This is a genomic window from Cryobacterium sp. Hz7 (genome assembly GCF_004402815.1).
Classification (GTDB): domain Bacteria; phylum Actinomycetota; class Actinomycetes; order Actinomycetales; family Microbacteriaceae; genus Cryobacterium; species Cryobacterium sandaracinum.
Window position 1 is genome coordinate 71657 of sequence record NZ_SOFB01000058.1, and the last position, 18694, is coordinate 90350.

16 protein-coding genes and 1 pseudogene are annotated in these 18694 nt (G+C 64.1%); 6 read left to right on the forward strand and 11 right to left on the reverse strand.

Going from position 1 to position 18694, the window contains the following annotated elements; all coding sequences use genetic code 11:
* Window positions 1-102: 102 nt before the first annotated feature.
* The 3 genes and pseudogenes from rpsF to E3N86_RS16100 all read right to left on the reverse strand — a co-directional run.
* A pseudogene (gene rpsF / locus E3N86_RS16090) lies at window positions 103-471 on the reverse strand (30S ribosomal protein S6); the annotation flags it as partial.
* A 268-nt stretch (window positions 472-739) separates the two neighbouring features.
* On the reverse strand, window positions 740-1744 hold the full coding sequence (locus tag E3N86_RS16095) for a hypothetical protein (RefSeq protein ID WP_134512283.1): 1005 nt from the start codon (window positions 1742-1744) through the stop codon (window positions 740-742).
* A 226-nt stretch (window positions 1745-1970) separates the two neighbouring features.
* Window positions 1971-3401: a CCA tRNA nucleotidyltransferase gene (locus E3N86_RS16100; protein ID WP_134512284.1), complete on the reverse strand. Its 1431-nt coding sequence runs from the start codon at window positions 3399-3401 to the stop codon at window positions 1971-1973.
* Between the two features lie 80 nt (window positions 3402-3481).
* Between E3N86_RS16100 and E3N86_RS16105 the strand changes: the two genes are divergently transcribed.
* From E3N86_RS16105 to E3N86_RS16130, 6 genes are all read left to right on the forward strand, one after another.
* The gene (locus E3N86_RS16105) at window positions 3482-5875 is read left to right on the forward strand and encodes a DUF6049 family protein (protein ID WP_134512285.1); all 2394 of its coding nucleotides are present in this window, start codon (window positions 3482-3484) and stop codon (window positions 5873-5875) included.
* A complete protein-coding gene (gene murJ / locus E3N86_RS16110; protein ID WP_347232697.1) occupies window positions 5868-7487 on the forward strand; it encodes a lipid II flippase MurJ in 1620 nt (539 codons plus the stop codon). The genes E3N86_RS16105 and murJ overlap by 8 nt, the downstream gene beginning before the upstream one ends.
* A gap of 101 nt (window positions 7488-7588) precedes the next feature.
* Complete coding sequence (trxB, locus tag E3N86_RS16115; protein WP_104100657.1) at window positions 7589-8551, forward strand: thioredoxin-disulfide reductase; 963 nt, start codon at window positions 7589-7591, stop codon at window positions 8549-8551.
* A 43-nt stretch (window positions 8552-8594) separates the two neighbouring features.
* Window positions 8595-8918, forward strand: coding sequence for a thioredoxin (gene trxA, locus E3N86_RS16120; RefSeq protein ID WP_104100656.1), 324 nt, complete (start codon window positions 8595-8597; stop codon window positions 8916-8918).
* Between the two features lie 118 nt (window positions 8919-9036).
* Entirely contained in the window at window positions 9037-10356 is a 1320-nt protein-coding gene (locus tag E3N86_RS16125) for a PLP-dependent aminotransferase family protein (protein WP_134512286.1), read from the forward strand.
* A 50-nt stretch (window positions 10357-10406) separates the two neighbouring features.
* Entirely contained in the window at window positions 10407-11363 is a 957-nt protein-coding gene (locus E3N86_RS16130; protein WP_134342732.1) for an ATP-grasp domain-containing protein, read from the forward strand.
* Window positions 11364-13437: 2074 nt separating this feature from the next.
* On the opposite strand, the gene E3N86_RS16135 is transcribed toward E3N86_RS16130, so the two are convergent.
* From E3N86_RS16135 to rpmH, 8 genes are all read right to left on the reverse strand, one after another.
* Window positions 13438-14388 (reverse strand): ParB/RepB/Spo0J family partition protein, encoded by a 951-nt coding sequence (locus E3N86_RS16135; RefSeq protein WP_134342733.1) that lies wholly within the window; start codon window positions 14386-14388, stop codon window positions 13438-13440.
* Window positions 14388-15326, reverse strand: a complete 939-nt coding sequence (locus tag E3N86_RS16140) for a ParA family protein (protein ID WP_277613330.1) — start codon at window positions 15324-15326, stop codon at window positions 14388-14390. The genes E3N86_RS16135 and E3N86_RS16140 overlap by 1 nt, the downstream gene beginning before the upstream one ends.
* A gap of 87 nt (window positions 15327-15413) precedes the next feature.
* Window positions 15414-16046 carry a 16S rRNA (guanine(527)-N(7))-methyltransferase RsmG gene (gene rsmG, locus E3N86_RS16145; RefSeq protein WP_104194723.1) on the reverse strand — a complete coding sequence of 211 codons (633 nt, stop codon included), beginning with the start codon at window positions 16044-16046 and terminating at the stop codon, window positions 15414-15416.
* Window positions 16047-16057: 11 nt separating this feature from the next.
* The gene (locus E3N86_RS16150) at window positions 16058-16573 is read right to left on the reverse strand and encodes a R3H domain-containing nucleic acid-binding protein (protein WP_104100650.1); all 516 of its coding nucleotides are present in this window, start codon (window positions 16571-16573) and stop codon (window positions 16058-16060) included.
* A gap of 13 nt (window positions 16574-16586) precedes the next feature.
* Window positions 16587-17558 (reverse strand): membrane protein insertase YidC, encoded by a 972-nt coding sequence (gene yidC, locus E3N86_RS16155; RefSeq protein ID WP_104100649.1) that lies wholly within the window; start codon window positions 17556-17558, stop codon window positions 16587-16589.
* Window positions 17559-17565: 7 nt separating this feature from the next.
* Window positions 17566-17877, reverse strand: a complete 312-nt coding sequence (gene yidD, locus E3N86_RS16160; protein WP_134512288.1) for a membrane protein insertion efficiency factor YidD — start codon at window positions 17875-17877, stop codon at window positions 17566-17568.
* 3 nt (window positions 17878-17880) lie between these two features.
* Window positions 17881-18270 carry a ribonuclease P protein component gene (gene rnpA / locus E3N86_RS16165; RefSeq protein WP_134512289.1) on the reverse strand — a complete coding sequence of 130 codons (390 nt, stop codon included), beginning with the start codon at window positions 18268-18270 and terminating at the stop codon, window positions 17881-17883.
* 8 nt (window positions 18271-18278) lie between these two features.
* A complete protein-coding gene (gene rpmH / locus E3N86_RS16170) occupies window positions 18279-18416 on the reverse strand; it encodes a 50S ribosomal protein L34 (protein ID WP_104100646.1) in 138 nt (45 codons plus the stop codon).
* Between the last annotated feature and the right edge of the window lie 278 nt (window positions 18417-18694).

The window sequence follows — 18694 nt, forward strand, 5'->3', positions numbered from 1 at the left end:
CTTGGTCGGAGCAGCCTTGACTGCGGCGGCAGCAGCTGCCGATGCGGGCTTCACGGACGCGGCGACCTTGGCGGTCGGGGCGGCAGCAGCGGCTTCAGCCTTCGCAGCGATTACCTTCGGGTTGGCTGCCTTGCGGGCGGCCTTCTCGGCGGCGAGTTTGCTCGCGACGGCGACCTGGGCAATGCCTTCTTCTGCTCGAAGCACTTTGGTGCGCATGACGGCTTCCGACAGCTTCAGCTGGCGGTCGAGCTCGGCCGTGGCAGAAGCGTTGGCGGTGAAGTCGACAACGGCGTAGATGCCTTCGGACTTCTTGTTGATCTCGTAAGCGAGACGGCGGCGACCCCAAACGTCAACCTTGTCAATGGTTCCACCATCGTTGCGAACAACGTTGAGGAACTTGTCAAGGCTGGGAGCTACGGTGCGCTCATCGATCTCGGGATCGAGGATAACCATCAACTCGTACTGATGCATGACTAACCCACCTCCTTCGGACTAAACGGCTGCAGAATCTCTGCAACAGGAGGGTTGTGCATGTGTTGTAAGCGGAGGCCGGGAATCCGGCGCACAGACAACCTGCCAAGGCTACCCGAAACGGCGGCCCTCCGCCACCGCCTCCGCCCGTTCACCCGTTTGGCGCCCTCGTCGCCGCCGAGTCCGTCACCGCTGTCGCGAGAATCGCCAACTGTGCCGACCATCGCCGTTCTATCGGAGATTATGGGCACGAACGGCGACGGTCGCTTCACCTGTTGGGGCATTTCCCTGGTTCGGGAAGCAGTCCGGCGGCGACCAGGAGCCGTTTCAGGCTCTCCCGGCGCAGCGCTACCGCCCAGATCCAGAGCGCCATTCCGTGCCCCGTCCCGCGAAGCCGGTCCTCGCGAAGCTTTTCTGACCACACAGCTTCTTCACTGGTACGCCCATACAAGAAGGCGTCCCGCGTGTACTTGACTTTGCCGTCAAATTCGACGAGGAGGCGAAGTGTGCGGTTCCCCTGTTTCTGAACCCACCGGAAGTCCGTGATGTCTTCCTGCCCGTCCTCACGCGCGAAGGACACCTGCAATTCGGGGGGCGGGAATCCGCACAGGTGAATCTGTCCTCGGCTGAGGGACTCGCCCACCGAACCGGATCGACTGTCGCAGAAGACAATGGCGATCCGAGCGGCTCGTGCCCCACGGGTTGGTCCGTCGGAGTCGAGTCGATCAAGCAGAATGTCGCGGTCGATCCCGAGCGCAGCCATGCCGTTCGGCAGGATGAATTTAGGTTTCGTTCCGTAATCGAGCGTGGCGACTGCCGACAGGAATCCTGCCGTTCGTGCAACATCGATCAGCGTACGCAGCAGACCCGTGACCAGCATCCCTTCGATCTCCACGACGTCTTCGTCGGGCAATCGGTCGTGATGCCAGGTGACCCCGTTCTTCGAATGCACGCCGGTTTTACCGGCAGCCATGAGGTGGACCTCGTCGGGCCATCTGCCGACGATGGGCAGTCCCCACAAAACAGCAGCCGATTCATAAGAGTAGACGGGCTGGGACTTTCTGGTGGCCTCCACGGCGCGCATACGCAAGAAGTACCGATCACGATCGCTGATGGTGTCCCAGCCGGTCGCGTCAACGGCAACGCCACGTCGTAGGCGAACGGCTTGACCGGATCCGACCAGCCGTTGAACAGGACGCCCATCGCTGCCGAGAAACCGAGCGTCACGACCGAGATACAAGGGCCGCCAGTCATGCGGGGAGTAGAGATTCATAGCGCCATGCTGGTGGTGCGGCCTACTGGCTCCGATCGCAAGGGCGGCTCCTGTGGCCAAGATCGGCGGCGGAGGTCCTGTGGCGGGATGGTGACACATCCGCTCGCGAAGTGCCACCGGGTCTCGACGCTCGCCGTTTGTGCCGAGAGTCGTCACCCGTGCGGCGACTCTCGGCACAAACGGCGAGCCTCGGCGAATAGACGGGCCCGGAAGGCGCCGGGAGGGCCTACTGTGCGCGCTCGGCCCACCAGGCGATAAGGCGGCGGGTGGCCTCGTCTTCGCCGAGCGGCCCATCATCCAGCCGCTGCTCGAGCAGGTACCGGTAGGCCTCGCCGACGTCACGGCCCGGACCCACTCCGAGGACGGCCATGATCTGCTCACCGTCGAGATCGGGGCGCACCGCCGCCATCTCTTCCTGTTCGTTCAGCTCCTCGACGCGCTGTTCCAGGTCGTCATAGGCGAAGCCGAGCCGGTCCGCCTTGCGGCGGTTACGGGTGGTGACGTCCGCACGAGTCAAGATGTGCAGTCGTTCGAGCTGGTCCCCCGCGTCCCGCACGTAGCGCCGCACCGCAGAGTCCGTCCAGGCACCCTCGGTGTAGCCGAAAAAACGCAGGTGCAGTTCGATCAGGCGTGCCACGGCGGCGGTCGTGTCGTTGTCGAAACGGAGGGCTCGTAGCCGCTTCTTCGCCAGCTTCGCGCCGACCAGGTCGTGGTGGTGGAAACTGACCACGCCGCCCGGCTCGAGCTTGCGAGTCGCGGGCTTGCCGATGTCGTGCAGCAGCGCCGCCAGGCGCACAATCAGGTCGGGGCCGTCGAAGCTGCCGCGGGACTTCTCGTAGCCGATGGCCTGGTCCAGCACCGTCAGGGTGTGCTGGTAGACATCCTTGTGGTGGTGGTGCTCGTCGACTTCGAGGCGCAGGGCGGGGATCTCCGGCAGCACCCGGCTGCAGAGCCCGGAGTCCACCAGCAGCTCGAGCCCGGCATGCGGGTTGTCCGCACACAGCAGCTTCGAGAGCTCGTCGCCGATGCGTTCGGCCGAGATATTACGGATGCGGTCCGCCATCGCTTCCATCGCTTCCGCGGTGTCGGCGTGGAGGGCGAATCCGAGCTGGGCGGCGAACCGGGCCGCCCGCATCATGCGCAGCGGGTCGTCGCCGAACGAGATCTCCGGGGAAATCGGCGTGCGCAGAACGCCGGCCAGGAGGTCGTCGATGCCGTTCGCGGGGTCGACCAGAGTCAGCCCCGGAAGGCGCAGAGCCAGTGCGTTCACCGTGAAATCGCGGCGTAGCAGGTCATCCTCCAGGCGGTGGCCGAAAACCACCTCGGGCTTGCGCGTCTGGCCGTCGTAGCTCTCCGACCGGTAAGTCGTGATCTCGACCTTTTCGCCGGCGATTTGGGCGCCGATTGTTCCGAAGGCGCGGCCGATATCCCAGTGGGCATCCGAGATTGGCTTCACGAGCTGCAGGATTTGGTCCGGCGTGGCATCCGTCGTGAAATCGAGGTCGTTGAACGGCCGGTCGAGGAAGGCGTCGCGGACCGGTCCGCCGACGAGGGCCAGTTCGTGTCCAGCCGTCTGGAACGCGGTCGCCAATCGGGAAACGGTCGGGGTGGCAGCCAGGTCGCCCAGCCGCTTGAGGGCTGTCGCAACGCTTTGCATGACCCCATGTTAGTTGCTGGAGCTACGCCGGCTGCCCCGGTGCGGCGTTACCCCCGCGTCGAAGCCGTAGAATCCCCTACATGGTGGCCGAGTCTGTTCTCAAGCGTCGGCCCGCGCTCCCTGGAGCGATGCGCGGCCTCTGGTCACGCACGAAGAGGCCGATCGGCGCCGTTCTGATCGGCCTGCTGGCCGGGGTTCTGCCGGTCGCCTCCGCCGGTCTACCCGCATCCGCAACCGCGTCTGAAATCACATCTGCATCTGCCCCAGCGGCCCCGACAGCGAAGACCCCCGCCGCAGTAACGGCCAATGCGGTGAACCTGCGCGTGTCGCCCGCGACACTGGCGCCCCTCCAGGCCGGCCAGGACCTCACGGTCACTGTCACCGTCGAGAACGCGACCCTTGACACCATCTCACCGGGCACCATCAACCTCTTCCTCGCGGAACGGGCATTGATCAACCGCAACGCCCTCAACAGCTGGCTGGATCCGGAGAAGAACAGCAAACCCGGCGATCTCATGCTGAGCGAGCCCACGATGGCGTCCATTCAGCCGGACAGCACCGAGATCTTCACCTTGACCGTGCCGGCCGGCTCCGTGGGCCTCACCAGCGGCAACGCGTGGGGTGCCCGCGGCATTGCCGCCACCCTGAGTACAGACGACAGGGTGCGGGCAGAGGGCAGAGGCACCTTCGTCTGGTATTCCGACGAAGAGGTCACCCCCGTCAACATGTCGGTGATCATGCCGATCACCGTCCCCGCGCAGTCGACGGGCCTGATTACGTCAAAGGCACTGGAAACGTTTACGGCGCCGACCGGTGTTCTGAGCCGCCAGCTCGACGGCGTCGTCGGCCGCCCGGTCACCGTTGCCATCGACCCGCTGATCATTGTTTCCATCCGAATCCTCGGTTCGGCGGCACCGCCCAGCGCAATCACGTGGCTGAACCGGCTGGACGAGGCTCCGAACGATATATTCCCGCTCAGCTATGCTGATGCCGACCTTGCCCTGCAGGCGCAAGCCGGCGCCGGGCCGCTGCTGACGCCCACCACGTTCGGCCAGGCGATCGACCCTGCCTTGTTCGCCGCGACGGACCAGTCCGCGACGCCGAACTCCGACCCTGCCCTCCCGCCTGGTGCCGAGACACCGGCGCCGTCAACGGACCAGCCCGCACCCCCCAGCGATGGCACACCACCCACCACGGAAGAATTGCTTGCTTGGGAATATAGCGCCACTGACATCGGCTGGCCGGCCGAGGGTGACGTTGCGAGTGCAGACCTGGACGTATTCGCGGCCAGTGGCCTCAACACAACCATTTTGGGCGGATCGAACGCATCCGGGGCCGCCGGCGACTTCACCCCGAATGCATCCCTTGATCTCGGCACCGGCCACGGTTTGGGTCTGGTCGTCGATGATTCGTTGGCCGCCGCCCTGCGCACCGCCGCGGCCGCGACAACGGATGACGCGTGGCGCGAAGCCATGTCCCAGGTCAGCTCGCAGCTGGCGGTCGTCTCGGCCGAGCGCCCCGGAACCGCGCGCACCCTCCTGGCCACTTTCGACCGCGGGTGGCCGCCCAACGCAGACCGACTCACCGAGACCATCGACGCGCTGGCCGGGTTGCGGTGGTACGCGCCGTCCACCCTGCCGGAGGTGCGGGCATCCGTCCCAGCCGAGGAGGTCGAGTTTGACAGCCAGGCCGAGCCGGAGGATCGCGTGGCCCTGGCCGCCGAGCTCTTCGAGGCCGAGAAGACAATCACCGACTTTTCCTCCGTACTGTCCGACCCGGCGATCGTCACAGGCACGCAGCGCCTGGACCTGATGGCTCTGCTATCCAATTCCTGGGCATCCCAGGAGGCCAGTTGGGCGGATGCCGTCGGCACCAGCCTCGCGAACTCCTCGGCGCTTGTGGGCTCCATCACGGTCGCGACCAAGGGCCCCATCAACGTGGTCGGCAGCCAGGTCGACATTCCGGTGACCCTGGACAACGCCCTGAGCCAGGCCGTGACGGTGATGGTGCAGGTCGTTCCCTCCAACGGGCGCCTCCTGGTCGGCGAGGCGGTGGAGTCCACCATCGAAGCCCAATCCGCCCGCACCGTGACCATCCCGGTGACGGCCGCAGTGGGAAACGGCGCCGTCACCCTGCGCGTGACCCTGCTCACTCCGGCGGGAACGGTCATCTCGCAGCCCGCCCTCATCCCGATCAACGTGCGCGCAGACTGGGAAGGCCTCGGATCCCTCCTGTTCGCCGCGTTCGTGGTGCTGTTCTTCGGGTTCGGGGTGTGGCGCAACATTCTGCGACGCCGACGGGAACGTGCCGAAACTGAGACTGCGGACGCCCCCGAGCCAGAGGCAGAACCGGCCACAGTCCCTGAAGCCGAAGCACCCCCAGAAGAAGATCCCGAATCCGGGGCCGCCGGCGCTGCGCCCGGCCCGCTGACCCCCGCCAGCGCGGCCGATGCCCCGACGGAGCCCCGTGCCTAAGACCGACAGCATCGGCCGGGCGAGCGCATTCCTCGCCTCCGGAACCATTGTTTCTCGCATCCTCGGCTTCGTGAAGCTGATTGTGCTGGCGGGGGTGATCGGCCAGGTCGGTCAGAGCACCAACGCGTTCGCCGTGGCGAATCAGCTTCCGAACACGGTCTACGTCATCGTGGCCGGTGGGGTGCTGACGGCCGTCCTGGTGCCGCAGATCGTGCGCGCCAGCCTGCACGCCGACGGTGGCACGGCGTACATCAACAAACTCCTCACGCTGGCCCTGGTCATCCTCGCCGCGACCACCATCGCAGCCACCGCCCTTGCTCCGCTGTTGACCCTGCTCTACGGGTCCAACATGAAGCCGGAATCGCTGGCCCTCGCCACGGCGTTCGCCTTCTGGTGCCTGCCACAAATCTTTTTCTACGGCCTGTATACGGTCCTCGGAGAGGTTCTGAACGCCCGCAAGTCCTTCGGCCCGTTCACCTGGGTTCCCGTGATCAACAACGTCGTGGCCATCGCGGGCCTACTCACCTTCTCGGCGTTCTACGGAGCCGACCCGAACGGGACCCGGCTGGCCACCGAGTTCACGCCCGCGATGATCGCCGTCCTCGCCGGGAGCGCCACGCTCGGCGTCGTGCTGCAGGCCGTCGTGCTGTTCTATTTCTGGCACCGCATCGGTCTGCGCTTCCGCCCCGACTTCCGCTTCCGCGGCGTCGGGCTCGGCGTGGCCGGCCGGATGGCGAGCTGGACCTTCGGGATGCTCCTGCTGACCACCCTGGCCGGCGTCGTCGAAACCCGGGTGGTCACCCTCGCCGGCGACTCCGACGCCTCGGTCGCCGCACTCAACACGGCCTGGCTCATCTTCATGCTCCCGCATTCGGTGATCACCGTCTCAGTCACCACCGCCTACTTCACCCGGATGAGCGAGCACGCCTCAGTGGGCAAGCTGGCCCTGGTCAGAACGGATGCCTCCTCCGCCATCCGCGGCACCACCCTGATCATCGTGCTCGCCTCCGCCGTCATCGCGGTCTGCGCCTACCCGTTCGCCCGGGTCTTCGTCGCCCCCTACGAACAGGTGCAGAGCATCGGCAACGTCATCGTCGCCTACGTGCTCGGCCTCGTTGCGTTCTGCGTCCTGTTCGTCGTACAACGCACCTTCTACGCGCTCGGCGACACCCGTACGCCGTTCTACTTCACCCTGTTCCAGGTGACGCTGGTCATCATCGGCGTCCTTGCCTGCTCGCTCCTGCCCAGCGCCTGGATCGCCGCGGGCGTCGCGCTCACGGTCACCGTGTCCGGCATTGCGCAGGCCCTGCTGGCGGCAGGGCTGCTCCGTGGGCGCCTCGGCGGCATCGACGGGCGGCGCATCCTGCGCAGCCTCGTGAAGTACTTAGTCGCCGCCGTGCCCGCGATCACGGCCGGCGTTCTCCTCCTGCTCGTGCTTGGTGGCACCCAGGAGGCTGGATTCGCCCTGTCCGGGAAGCTCCAGGCCGTTCTCACCATGATCGTCATCGGCCTCGCCATGTCAGGCGTCTACTTCGGCCTGCTGCTGCTCATGCGCACCGCTGAGCTGCGCGGCTTCATCGACCCGGTGATCGACCGCATCCGTCGTCGTTGACCGGTCCCCAGCCGGCGTGGAATAGCATCCGATTAGGATGTGTTGTATCCGGAAGCGAGGCAATCGAGATCGCTGCCCCCACAATCTGAAGGAGTCTACGCGTGCGTCAGATCATCATCATAGGCTCCGGACCGGCCGGTTTCACGGCCGCGATCTATGCCGCCCGGGCGAACCTGAAGCCGCTTCTGATCGCCAGTTCGGTCGAGGCCGGCGGCGAACTGATGAACACAACCGAGGTGGAGAACTACCCGGGCTTCCCCGACGGCATCCAGGGACCGGAACTGATGTCCAAGATGCAGGAGCAGGCCGAGCGGTTCGGCACCGAGGTCGTCTATGACGACGTCACCGAGCTCGAGCTTTCCGGCGACACCAAAACCATCACGCTGGGCAGCGGCGAGAAGCACGAAGCTCTCTCCGTGATTTTTGCCACGGGTTCCGCCTACCGCAAGCTGGGCCTGGACGACGAAGAGCGCCTGTCCGGCCGCGGCGTGTCCTGGTGCGCCACCTGCGACGGCTTCTTCTTCAAGGAGAAGACGATCGCCGTGATCGGAGGCGGCGACTCCGCGATGGAAGAGGCCACCTTCCTCACCCGCTTCGCCAGCAAGGTCTACGTCGTGCACCGCAAGGACACCCTGCGGGCCTCCAAAATCATGCAGGAGCGTGCGTTCGCCAACCCCAAGATTGAATTCCTCTGGAATTCCCAGGTCGTCGGCATCACCGGCACGGATGCCGTCGACGGCTTGGTCCTGCGCAACACCGTCTCGGGTGATGAAACCTTGCTCCCCCTCGGCGGAATCTTCGTGGCCATCGGCAACGACCCGCGCACGCACCTCGTGCACACCAAGCTCGATTTGACCCCGGAGGGCACCATCGCCGTCGCCGGTCGCAGCTCGAAAACCAGCCAGACCGGTGTTTTCGCCGCCGGGGACGTGATCGACCCGACCTATCGCCAGGCGGTGACCGCAGCGGCATCCGGAACCGTCGCCGCACTCGACGCGGAGCACTACCTGGCCTCGCTTCCCGAGAACCTGCTGGCCAGCGCCGGCGAACCCGCACTCGCGTAACCCCTCACCGAAGTCACATAACCCGCAATCAAGGAGTAACCACATGTCTGCACGCGCCGTCACCGACGTCACCTTCGACCAGGAAGTCATCAACAACGAAAAAACCGTTCTGGTGGACTTCTGGGCGGAATGGTGTGGCCCGTGTCGCGCCGTCAGCCCGATCCTCGACCAGATTGCCAGCGAGAACGCTGACAAGCTCGACATCGTCAAGCTGAACGTCGACGACTTCCCGGCGCTGGCCGCCAAGTACCAGATCACCTCCATCCCGGCGATGAAGGTGTTCCAGAAGGGCGAGGTCGTCAAGACCGTCATCGGCGCCAAGCCGAAGGTCGCCCTTGAGAAAGATTTGGCCGCCTACCTGGCCTAACCGTCCCTGCCTCTACCGAGGCCCTGACCCGTCCGGCTCACGCCGGGCGGGTTTTTCGGGATTCGGGCCGGATGGTACCGACCGCATACGATTGAAACCTCACCAGATCGGAAGTGACGTGACAGCGAAGCGCTCCCCCCAGACCGGCAACAACCTCGACCCGTGGTACCACCACTACGCCGAGCGAGCCGCGGGGTTGCGCGCCTCCGAGGTCAGGGCTCTCTTCGCGGTGGCCTCCCGCCCCGAAGTCGTCTCACTGGCCGGCGGCATGCCCTACGTGGCTGCCCTACCGCCCGACCTGGTTATCAACGCCATGGACCGGGTCATGCGCCAGCAGGGCCCCGTCGCTCTCCAATACGGCTCTGGTCAGGGCGTTCCCGTTCTGAGGGAGCAGATACTCGAGGTGATGGGGCTTGAAGGCATCCGTGCGCACGCCGACGATGTCGTCGTGACAACGGGGTCGCAACATGCCCTCGAATTGGTCAGTAAACTTTTTCTCGACCCGGGCGACGTGGTGCTCTCGGAGGGCCCCAGCTACGTCACGGCCATGGTCATCTTCAAGTCGTATCAGGCCGAGGTAGAACACGTGCCCATGGACGAGCATGGCCTGATCCCTGAAGCGCTCCGCCAGCACATCCAGCGCCTCAAGGCCGCCGGCAAGACCATCAAGTTCCTGTATACGATCCCGAACTTCCACAACCCAGCCGGAGTGACCCTGAGCTGGGCCCGTCGCCTCGAGATCCTCGAGATCGCCCGGGCGAACGACATCCTGGTGTTGGAAGATAACCCCTACGGACTGCTCTACTTCGACCAGCCGGCACCGGATGCGATGCGCTCGCTCGAAGAGGACGGAGTCGTCTACCTAGGCACGTTTTCCAAGACCCTCGCCCCGGGCTTCCGGGTCGGTTGGGCGCTGGCCCCGCACGCCATCCGGGAGAAACTGGTGCTTGCCAACGAGGCCGCGGTGCTCTCCCCCAGCTCGTTCAGCCAGCTGGTGATTTCCGAGTACCTGGCGACGTCCGATTGGAAGGGCCAGATCAACACCTTCCGCGGGGTCTACCACGAGCGAAAGAACGCACTGCTGGACGCCCTGGAAGAGTACCTGCCCGGCCTCACCTGGACCAATCCGAACGGAGGGTTCTACGTCTGGGTCACTCTTCCAGAGGGACTGGACTCCAAGGCCATGCTGCCGCGGGCGGTCAAGGAACTCGTGGCGTACACGCCCGGCACCGCCTTCTTCGCCGACGGCGACGGGCGGCGCAACATGCGCCTCTCGTTCTGCTACCCGACGCCGGATCACATCCGGGTCGGAATCCGTCGCCTCGCATCCGTCCTCCGTGATGAGCTCGACCTGCTCGAGACCTTCGCCGGCACCGGTTCCCTGAACCCGTTGCGCGTAGAAGGCCGCTTCAACTCCCCACCCCCCGACATTTCGTAGTTCGTCTCCGTCGGTATCCACACCAGCCAAAGCAAGGAAAAACCCTGACCATGAGCGATTTTTTGGCACTTGACATCGTTGTTCTCGCGGGCGGGATCTCGCACGAGCGGGACATCTCACTGCGCTCGGGTCGCCGGGTCGCGGATGCACTGACGAGCTTGGGCCATACCGTCACCGTTCTGGACCCGCAGGCCGGCCTGCTCGCCGATCTGACCATCCGGAAACCCGATGTGATCTGGCCGGTCGTGCACGGCGCCACCGGTGAGGACGGTGCACTCCTGGCCCTGCTGGAGACCACCGGGATACCCCACGTGGGCTCGCTAGCTGGACCGGCCCGTCTGGCCTGGTCGAAGCCGATCGCCAAGGAGCTCGTGCGCCGGGCCGGCTACGCCACCCCCGACGCAATCGCTCTGTCCACCGAAACGTTCCGCGATCTCGGTGCCGCCAGCGTCCTCGAGCACCTCCTGACGGCCATGCCCACGCCGCTCGTGGTGAAACCGGCCGAGGGTGGCTCGGCCCAGGGGGTCAACATCATCGACTCCCCCGCCGGACTGCCGCGTGCCATGGTCGACGCCTACACCTACGCCACGGTCGCCCTGGTGGAGGAGAAGGTCGAGGGTACCGAACTCGCGGTCACGGTCATCGACATCGGAGACGGCCCCATTGCACTGCCCGCCGTGGAGATCGTGCCCATTGACGGCGTCTACAGCTTCGAGGCCCGCTACAACGCGGGAGAGACGCTGTTCTACACACCGGCCCGGATCCACGCGGAGATTGCGGAACTGGTGGCACAAACCGCGGTCGCCATCCATGAACTGCTCGGCCTGCGCCACATCTCCCGCATCGACCTGATCGTGGACTCGGATGGCGTTCCCTGGTTCCTGGAAGCGAACGTGCTTCCGGGTCTGACCGAGACGTCCCTGGTGCCCCAGTGCATCGAGGCTTCCGGTCAGTCTCTCGGCGCCGTCTACGACGCCCTCGCCCGAGCCGCCATCGCCGGCTCGTAGTCCGCGCCGTGGGCCGTGTTTCACGTGAAACATGGTTCTGTCGCCACTCGAGCCCGTCGGTGGACGAGCTCATCGAGACCACGCCGACCAGCCCCCCCCCCTCACGCTGGTGAAGGCTATCGAGCACCCACCCCGCTCCCACACCGCCCGCCCTGCCGGCATGGACGCCTTGCCCCCCGTACCTGCCCGAATGCCCGGACGGCACCGACGTCGTTGGCTGCACCTGGAAGTTAGGTCGCATACTCTTTCATTACACCGTCGGAGATGGTGACGAGTGCACACGCACCCGACGCTCGGTGTCGCTCCTCTGCGTCGATGAACACTACTTGATCGACGATGCTCTCGCGAGGGACAGCCCCGGCCACACTTGCCACCGTCCGCTCACCGACCGTCATTCGCGGGATCCAACGTTTCACGTGAAACGCTCACGACACATCCACTCGCTGACCGCAGTAGACGCTAAACCACCGAGTCTCCACGTACGAACCGGCCCGAGAACAACCACGGGTGAGCAAGCTCGGACTGACTGGCCCTCTCCCCTACCCCTCCCCTCTGGCAGTGTGACGCCTTCGCGGATTCGACGGATGTGACGCAAGCTAACGGAATGAGACCAGACCGCAGACGAACCGCCGTGCCTCCAGGGAGTCGGCACGCCGCGCGCAAGGCAGGACATTCTCACCGTTCCGCCGCACCGTGTGCCCGGGACTAGGCGCAATCCAGACAGGCAACATCGACCATATCGGCCTAGGTGGCGGATCGAACTCGCGACTGTGACAGATGCCATGCCGTGGGCGGATGCATCCGCTGACGATCCCCGATCTCACGAACACACTCATTTCGGCGGTCGATCCTGTCAAGACTGGAATGGGAACCGGCGCAGGTGCGCGGAGGTGTCGACGCTGCGGAACTGCTCCAGCCGAACTTTTAGAGACCAGATCCGAACCCGGCATGTGTTTCACGTGAAACATGACCATGTCGGGACGGGGAAACGATATTCTTCGCCCACGCAGTGCCCTGGAACCCGTTCGCATGGCGACCCGCCCGATCTGGACGTCGTGTCTTCGGGTCTGCCTGTCGGGGTTCTTGCGCTCGACGCGGTTGGATTTCGGCAATGTCGATCAGGGACGAGGGGATGCCGATACTGCCTCACCCAGGTCCTGTTGGGTTTGCGCAGCGCACGGGGCAGGCGACTCCCCGTCGTGTTGCACAAACGGCAGGACCAAACCCACGAGCCGTGGGGAACAAGTCATCAGTTGACGGGGGCCGAGGGTCGCTCCAGTGATTGACCTCACCCGCGCAACACTCATGATTTACCAGGTTGACCCGCGTCATGCTCGGTCACGCGGAAGGACCCCAGGAGCCCGGCACGTGACGAACCCGACCACCGAAGCGGATCGACGAGAACCAGTCCCGCCACGCTTGACCACCGGAACGGGACGGGGGGCGACGGTCGTCGAGCCTGTCGCAACCTGTGCACACTGGAACGCTCCATTCTCTGCAGGCAAGAATCTGACCGCGGATGTCGGCTGCTCACTCGAAATGAGCGCCGTGGCTCAAGCCGTGAATCCAGGGTGGGCTGGTCAGTGCGCTTCTTGAGTGCACGATCTCTGAAACGCAGAATTTAGGCCTCATAAGGGCCGTAACGCGGATTTCTGTTCTGCCACCTGAATGCTTAGGTTGCTTCCTGATGACGTCTAATGTGCAGTTCATGGCTGATTTGATCGCCCCGGAGACTCAGCTGGCGATGACCGGAGGTCGGTTTGACGAATCGCAGGCCCGCACGCGCGGGAGGACCAGCGTATCTAGATGGACGTGCGACCAAGATGTCGGGTCGCGGGTCTCGGGTCTCGGGTCTCGACAGGCTCCACCACCGGAAAAGGTGAGGGGACAGAAGTCTGGACAGGGTCGAACACCGCGGCCCGGTTCGACGCACGGGTGAGGGCCGATGCTCATGTTTCACGTGAAACACTAATGGGGTGGGCGGGTGTCGACCCACTCGACCACGGGGTGATCGGTCACCGGCCGGTCGACCACCGAGCGGTCGATCAGCGGGGCGCTCGACACTCGGGTGAGGCTAGCTGGCTCCGAAACCGGGTTCACCGAGGACGTCGAGAATGCGATTGAGATCACCGATCGTGGCAAAATCGACCATGATCTGGCCTTTTCTTGCGCCTAAATGGATCTTTACGCGGGTGTCGAGTCGGTCACCGAGGCGTTCCGCGATCTCGTCGAGGTGTCCCTGACGACGTCCGCCCGTTGGCTTGGCGGAATCGACACGTGGCTGCATCGCGGCCGCGGCCTCTGCTGCCCGCACGGAGAGATCCTCGTTGACGATTTTATCGGCCAGCTTGACCATGCCCGCCGGATCCCCGACAGAGAGGATCGCGCGCGCGTGCCCGGCGGACAGAACACCGGCGGCAACGCGCATCTGCACGGCCTCGGGGAGCTTCAGCAAACGGATGGTGTTGGTGATCTGCGGCCGCGACCGACCGATCTTCTGTGCGAGCTCCTCCTGGGTGATGCCGAAATCGGCCAGCAACTGCTGGTAGGCGGACGCCTCCTCGAGCGGGTTCAGCTGTGCGCGATGCAGGTTCTCCAGCAGCGCGTCACGCAACATGTCGGCATCCGCCGTTTCACGGATGATCGCCGGAATGGTGGTCAGTCCGGCCACCTTCGTGGCACGGAGCCGACGCTCCCCCATCACCAGTTCGTATTTGCCGGGCTGCTCCACGATGGAACGAACCACGATGGGCTGCAGCACGCCGACTTCCTGGATGCTGTGTACCAGCTCGGCCAGGTCAGACTCATCGAAGGTGCTCCGCGGCTGGACGTGGTTCGGCACGATGTCACTGGGATTGAGGTGCGCGAGCCGCGCACCCGGAACCGGGAGAAGTCCCTCGGTCTCGTCCGGGCGCACCGCATTGGCGTAGGGGAAGAACACATCGACTGGACGCGCCTGAGTCGGGTCGTCCTGAATGGGGATGAGTGCACCGATCCCCCGGCCAAGCCCAGTCCTTTTAGCCATTAGAGTGCGACTCCTGTCTTGGGGGCGCCCCGATGGGCGATCTCTGCTGCTGCTTCGAGGTATGAGAGTGATCCGGCAGAGTTGAGGTCGTAACTGATAACGCTCTGACCGTAGCTCGGCGCCTCAGAGACACGCACGGAACGCGGTATAAGGGTGTTCAGAACCTGCTTGGGGAAGTGTTCACGCACATCCTGGGCCACGTGGTTCGCCAGGTTGGTGCGGCTGTCGTACATCGTGAGCAGAATCGTGGACACCTCGAGGTCCGGGTTCAAGTGCTTCTCGATCAATTCGATATTCTTAAGCAGTTGACTGAGACCTTCGAGCGCGTAGTACTCACACTGAATCGGGATCAGCACCTCGCGGGCCGCGACAAACGCGTTGATCGTCAAGAGTCCCAGAGATGGGGGGCAGTCGATGAAAACGTAATCGTAGGGGTCATCCATCGTTTTCAGGTGCGATTCGAGGGCGCGGTTGAGACGCTGCTCACGGGCGACCAGGGAGACGAGCTCTATTTCTGCACCCGCGAGGTGGATGGTGGCCGGCACACAGAACAGCGAGCCGAACTCCGGGCTGTTCTGAACGACCGCAGCCATTTCCTCGTCGTTGACGATGACGTCGTAGACGCTGGGTGTTTCCGCGCGATGTTCGACGCCCAAGGCTGTAGACGCGTTGCCCTGGGGGTCCAAGTCGATCACCAGAACGCGCGCGCCCTGACGGGCCAGAGCGGCCGACAAGTTGACCGCGGTCGTGGTCTTGCCGACGCCACCCTTCTGGTTCGAGATGGTGATGACGCGCGTCTTCTCCGGCCTCGGCAGCGTCTCGGAGGCAATCCGCTGTCGGCGCCGCGTCAGATCAGAAATCTCACGCGCAAGCGGGGTTGTATCGTCAAACACCGCGGCCGCCTTGCTTGATTGCTGGTCTTCACCAGGTTGTTTCACGTGAAACCTTCGCGTTCGACGATTGATGAGCCACCCCCACAGGGACTCCGGTTGTACCTCAGCACTGATAAGAGCAGACACCAGGGACTAATCCACTGTAGCCCTTATGACTCGAGTCACATCCTGCAGCACGCCCTCGCCGAGGGTGATCACCTCGACATTGCTGAGCCGGAACTTACGGATGGCCTTCGCCGCGGCTTCGACCTCCGCCGCGGCGCCCGTGCCCTTCATCAGCACCAACTCACCGCCGGGATTCAGAAGGGGGGCCGTGAGAGGGATCAGGGTGCGGAAGGCACTGACCGCACGGGCGGTCACCTGGTCAAGCCGCCCGGGCAGCCGAACGTCTTCCGCCCGAGCCCGGAGTACGGTCGCATTGGTCAGGCCGAGCGCGGCCACTTGGCCGGTCAACCACGCGACCCGGCGCTCCATGGGCTCGATGAGTACGAACGTCACGTCCGGCCGGGCGATCGCCAGCACCAAGCCGGGTAACCCGGCCCCGGAACCGACATCGCCGACGAGTCCGGGTCGGAGCAGCGGCGCCACGATCGCACAGTTGAGGATATGTCGACTCCATAGCCGTGGTACTTCCACCGGGCCGATCAGGCCCAGTTCCTCGCCCTGCGCAGCCAAACTGGCCACGAAGGCGCGGGCACCCTCGATCTGGCCACCGAAGAGATCCGCGGCAACGGCTGGCTCCGCCTCGAGAGTGTGAGTCACAATATTTCGATGTACTACGCGGCGGAGATGACCGTGTGACGGTCCCGGCCCTCGCCTTTGGACTCAGAGACGAAACCCGCCTCCGACACCAGGTCATGCACGAGCTTGCGCTCGTAGGAGGACATCGGCGGCAGTGATGCCTCGGCGGCACCCGCCTGGATGCGTTCCACGGCGCGGGACACCAGCGAGGCTAACTCGGCCTGCCGGGCGTCGCGCGAGCCGCCGATATCCAGGATCAACCGCGAGAAAGCTCCGGTCTTGTTCTGCACGGCCAGTCGCGTCAATTCCTGCAAGGCATTGACGGTTTCCGGCTTTGAGAGCAAACGCAGGTTCGCGACATCCGAGGAATTGACGGACAGGTATGCCCGCCCATTACGCGCGTCAATGTCGATGTCCCCGTCGAGGTCGCAGATATCGAGGAATTCCTCGATGTAGTCCGCGGCGATGTCCCCCTCCTGCTCGAGCTGGCCGAGCGTGGGGGAATCGTCCGCCGGTCCAGGTGCGGCGATCACGTCAGTGTTCTCAGTCACGTTGGGTCTCTTCTTATTTTTTAGGGCCGGATTGCTTTTTGGCACGATTCTTTGCGACCGGCTGCTGACGCTGAGGCTTCTTGGGTTCTTCGACCACAATAACGTCACCATCCGTGGCGATGAGTTTACCCTTTCGGGCCAGTCGCTCTTCGCGCGCCTTGGCGGCCTCGCTGCCGGGCGTGGGCATATTCCGGATGACCAGGAACTGCTGGATCATGGTCCAGATGTTCGAGGTGAGCCAGTAGAACATGACGCCGAGGGGGAAGGCAACACCGGAGAAGGCAAAGACGAGGGGAAGCAGGTAGAGCATGATGCGCTGCTGCTTGAACATGGGGCTCGCCTTGGTTTCCGGCGACATGTTCTTGGAGACGATCTGTAGCTGGGTGATGAACTGTGAGGCAGTCATCAGAACCACCATGATGGCCGCGATCCACATAACGACGGCATTGAAGTCCTGACCAGCGACCATTTTCGTCCACTGAGACGCGAACGAGTCATGCAGCGGCGCGTCGCCGAATAGGGTGGCGTTTCCGAAGCTCTTCGCGAGATCGTCGTTGAGTGGGCCGACTCCAGCCTGACTGCGTTGCGCGTCATTCAATACGGAGAACAGGGCGAAGAAGATCGGCATCTGCAGCAACAGAGGCAGGCAGGAGCTCAGCGGGTTGGTGCCTGTGCGCTTGTAGAGCTCCATGGTCTCGCGGGACATGGCCTCGCGCGAAAACTGGTCTTTCTTGCCCTTGTACTTGTCCTGAATCTTCTTGAGTTGCGGCGCGACCTCCAGCATCTTGCGCTGGCTCTTGATCTGCCGCACGAAGATGGGAATCAGGGCGGCCCTGACGACAATCACGAGTCCGACGATCGAGAGCACCCATGTGAGGCCGTCGTCGTAGTTCATCCCCATGACGGAGAAGAGCGAGTGGAATGCGACGAGTAGAGCCTCGACGACCCATTTCAGCGGCCAGAGAATCGTACCTAGGAGATCCATCTTTGCGTCAGCCCTTTCCGTGGCTCGCTGCGATAACAAAACCAAACGACGTCACGATGACGCGACGCTTCCGCCTGAGGGGAACGTCATCGATCCCGCCTTCGGCCCACGGATGGCATCGGCCCAGCCGCAGCGCGGCTCGGGCTGATCCCACGACGAGTCCGTATTCCTGAACGGTGCCGAGTGCATACGCCGAACAGGAGGGGTAGTACCGGCAAACATCGCCGTAGAGCGGGGAAATCACGGCTCTGTACGCACGCAGTACGAGAACCCCCGCATTGCGTGGGAGGAGTATGAGTGTAGTCAAGATCCTGTACATCAGTCAGCGATCCGATCGGATCGCTGCCGGGGCCTTACCGGCAACGGATGTAACCGAGATGCGCTGAAACTTCTCCAGCGCCACGGACAGTTCCGCATGCAGTGTCGACCACGGCGCATCCGCTGCTGACGGCAGAGCGCGGATGACGACATCCGTGCCGGGCCGCGCAGAGGTCAGCACAGCGTAGCTCGCCGCCTTCAAACGACGTCGGACTCGATTGCGCCGCACGGCGTCACCCACGTTTTTCGCCACAATGAAACCGAACCGTGCCGGAGCCTCCTCCGGATTCCGGCGCAGATACGTCACCAGGTGCGGGCCGACGATCCGCGCACCCCGGCGCACGACCGACTTGTAGTCGTCACCGGCGGTGATGCGATTGGCCCCCGCGAGCACGAGAGTACTTAAGCGGAAAGTTCGATGCGACCCTTGCGACGGCGAGCACCCAGAATCGCGCGGCCGGCACGGGTCTTCATGCGAAGGCGGAAGCCGTGCACCTTGGCGCGACGGCGATTGTTCGGCTGGAACGTTCTCTTGCTCATTGTTTTGTCTCCACGTGTTAAATCTCCGTAGGCCAAACTGAGCGGCCGGGAAAGAGTGAGGTAGCCCTCGGGCTGGGGTCAACTGATTAAAACTACGGCTTTGGCCGGTGATGGTCAAACTCGACCTCCCGAAATCATCGGTTGAACACACAATCGCACCCATTTCGAGCATCGACACGCGCACGAAATGCGAACGAATTTGGCCGGACTGGCGGTGATTGACTACCGTGAGGACAAGTTATCCACAGGTTTTCAACAAACCCTGTGAATTGGGGCTT